The following is a 2,528-nucleotide window of genomic DNA, read 5'->3' on the forward strand; positions in this document are numbered from 1 at the left end:
GGCCGGTGCGGCGGGGGGTTCGACGGCGCGGCGGACCGCTCGGCGCCCGGTGCCCTCGGGAGCGGCGTCGGCGCCGGCCGGCGGGAGGGCGTTGGGAATGGGCACGGCGGGCAGTTCGGCGCGCTCCGGGGCCCGGCCCTGGGGCTCGTCGCTACGGGCCCGGCGGCGTCCTGTGGGCTGCTGGGGCGCTGGCGCCGCCTCCACGGGGGCGGGGCGGCCCTCGGGCCTGCGCAGCGCGCGCCGGCGCCCGGTCGGCGCGCCGGAGGCGTCCTGGTCGTCGGTCCTGCCGCCCTGGTCCGGGGTGTCGGGTGCGGGCCAGGACGCGGCGTCGTCGGCCGGCTTGCGGGCGCCGGGCGCCTCCTGGCCGTGCGTGCCGCGAGCGGGCTGTGACGGCAGCGGCATCACGGTGGTCTCGGAGTCGCGGGCCTGCTCGCCCGCGTCGGCCGCCCGCGCGCCGCCGCCCGTACGCGTACCGCCCTGGTCCTCGGCGCCCGGGGCGTCGTCCTTCTCGCGTGCCTGCCGCGTACGGCCGCCGCCGCCCTTGCCGGCCGGCACCTCCAAAACGTAGGCGCTGCCCTGGCCGGGCACCTCGTGGGCCTGCAGCACACCGCCGTGCCGCTCCACGATGCCGCGGGCCAGCGGCAGATGCACCGGGTCGCCGCCGGCGTGCGGGCCGCGTACGTCGATCCGTATCACGTCACCGCGCTGGGCCGCGGCCACCACGATCGTGGAGTCGCCCGCGTAGGCGATGGCGTTGCCCGCCGAGTCGACGCCGGCGACGTCCGCGACCAGGTGGGCGAGGGCCTGCGCCATCCGCTCGCCGTCCACCGACGCCTCGATCGGCGGCGCGTGCACCGCGAACTGCGCCCGCCCCGGCCCGATCAGCTCGGTCGCGCCATCGATGGCCGCCGCGATCACCTGGTCGAGCCCGATGTCCTCGCGGTGCAGCTTGTCCTCGCCGCGGTCGAGCCGCTGGAAGGCCAGCACATTGTCGATGAGGGTGGTGATCCGGGCGTATCCCGCGGACAGGTGGTGCAGAATCTGGTTGGCCTCGGGCCACAACTGCCCGGCCGGGTCGGCGGCGAGCCCGGTCAGCTCGCCCCGCAGCTCGGCCAGCGGCCCGCGCAGCGAGGTGTCGAGCAGCGCGCTCAACTGCCCGCTGCGGGCGGCCAGCGCGTCGTACGCCGAACGGTCGGTGAAGGTCATCACCGCGCCGACCAGCTGGTCGCCGTCCCGCACCGGCGCCGTCGTCAGATCGACCGGCACCGGTCTGCCGTCCTTGCGCCACAGCACCTGCCCGCGCACCCGGTGCTTGCGCCCGCTGCGCAGTGTGTCGGCGAGCGGGGTCTCCTCGTACGCCAGCGGGCTGCCGTCCGGCCGCGAATGGTGCACCAGCGGGTGCAGTTCCTTGCCGCCGAGGTCGGTGGCCCGGTAGCCGAGGATCTGCGCGGCCGACGGATTTACCAGGACGACCTTGCCGGCCGTGTCGACCCCGACGACGCCTTCGGCCGCGGCCCGCAGGATCATCTCGGTCTGCCGCTGCTGGCGGGCGAGTTCGGCCTCGGTGTCCATCGTCCCGGTCAGGTCGCGGACCACCAGCATGAGCAGTTCGTCGCCGGTGTAGTGCGGCACCCCGTCGCCGTAGTCGGCGTACGGGCTGCGGCCGTTCTCCAGGTTGGCGCTGGTCACCTCGACCGGGAATTCCGTCCCGTCGGTGCGCCGCGCGACCATCCGGGTCGGCTTCGTGCGGGTGTCCTCGGCGGCTTCGCGCGGGCTGCGCATCGACCCGGGGATGCGCTTGGAGTCGAACGACGGCAGCAGGTCGAGCAGGCCCCGCCCGACCAGGCCGGTCCCGGGCGACTCGAAGGTCTCCAGCGCTATCGCGTTCGCGTTCACCACAGTGCCGTTGACGTCGACCAGCAGCAGCGCGTCGGGGAGGGCGTCGAGTATGGAAGCGAGGCGAGCAGCGCCTCTGGATGGCCTGCTGCTCACGAGACGCGTCCTCTCTGCTTACCGCTGCTGTTCTTGCCCCGGGCGGCCTGCCGCGCACGGCGTACTCCCGCCGGCGCCGTCAGCTGTCTTCACGGGCGGCCCATCTTGCCGCCACCCCCGGGACATGTCACTAGACCGAGTGTACGGGTCGGGCTCCCGGGCGCGGTCTCGGATGCCCATGTGGGGCTGTGCGTATAGGGGTTCGGATATGTGCGGGGTTTGTGTGGTGTGCGTCACGGGTGGGACGGCGCTTCGGGGTTCGCGGGGCCCTTGGCCCGGGCCGGGCTTGGGCGGTGGCGCGGCCCGGACGGACGCCGGCCCTCGCAGGGGCGCGCCCTGGCCACGCGCTGCTTGCCGGCCGCGCGGCGCGATCCCGGCCGGATGCAGGTAGCGGCCCTCGTGGAGCACGCCCCGGGCCACCGGCTCGGTTCGGGCCGCGAGCCGTGCCTCGAACCCGGTTGGGCTTACGCCGCGAGGGCCGGGCTTACGCCGCGAGCGCGGGCGGGCCGCCGGGTACGCCGTTGGTGGGGCAGGGG

Annotated in this window: 1 protein-coding gene; it reads right to left on the reverse strand. The window is 75.6% G+C overall.

The features are described from left to right. On the reverse strand, nucleotides 1–1,992 hold a 1,992-nt coding region (locus tag V7E46_RS33280; protein WP_333771888.1), incomplete at its 3' end, for a PAS domain-containing protein. Nucleotides 1,993–2,528: the final 536 nt, after the last annotated feature.

Origin of the sequence: Streptomyces sp. IBSBF 2435 (assembly GCF_036815005.1) — a bacterium.
In the GTDB taxonomy this organism is placed as follows: domain Bacteria; phylum Actinomycetota; class Actinomycetes; order Streptomycetales; family Streptomycetaceae; genus Actinacidiphila.